General features: G+C 53.8%; 1 protein-coding gene. It reads right to left on the bottom strand.

The features are described 5' to 3' along the window. Positions 1–455: VaFE repeat-containing surface-anchored protein (locus HMPREF2978_RS08780; protein WP_168166445.1), on the bottom strand; the 455-nt coding region annotated here is incomplete at both ends.

The raw sequence follows: 455 nt of genomic DNA, 5'->3' as shown, positions 1-455 counted from the left end.
CGTCTCCTCGCCCGGGTTGTTCGGGGTCGTTTCCTCGGACGGCTTCGGAACCGTCTGGTTCTTATCGTTGATGTCCTTGTGCTCAGCGATGTGGTTCGGCTCCTCCGGATCAGTACCCGGAGTCTCCTCGCCCTTGTCGTTGACCTCAACAGAAGTCAACTCCTCAAAGGCAACCGCAGCCTCAACCGGCTTCTTCACCGAATCAGCAACGATGATCTCAACAACAACCTCACCATCAGCAGCATCCGGAGTAAAGGTCTTCTCACCCTTACCCAGGACAGACTTGCCATCAACCTTAGAAATCAGCTCAGCCTTCAGGGTGTATTCCATACCCGGAACCAAACCCTCATACGTCACCGTATCGTTAACCTTCGCACCAGCAACAACCTCAGTTGCACCGTTAGCAAAGTCAGCATTCGTCGAAATCTTCGGCTTATCAGTCTCTTCGCCCGGCT

The sequence above is a fragment of the Corynebacterium sp. HMSC074C01 genome (assembly GCF_001814605.1).
GTDB lineage: Bacteria > Actinomycetota > Actinomycetes > Mycobacteriales > Mycobacteriaceae > Corynebacterium.
The sequence above is the reverse complement of the archived record's forward strand: the minus strand, read 5'-3'. Positions and strand labels throughout refer to the sequence as shown.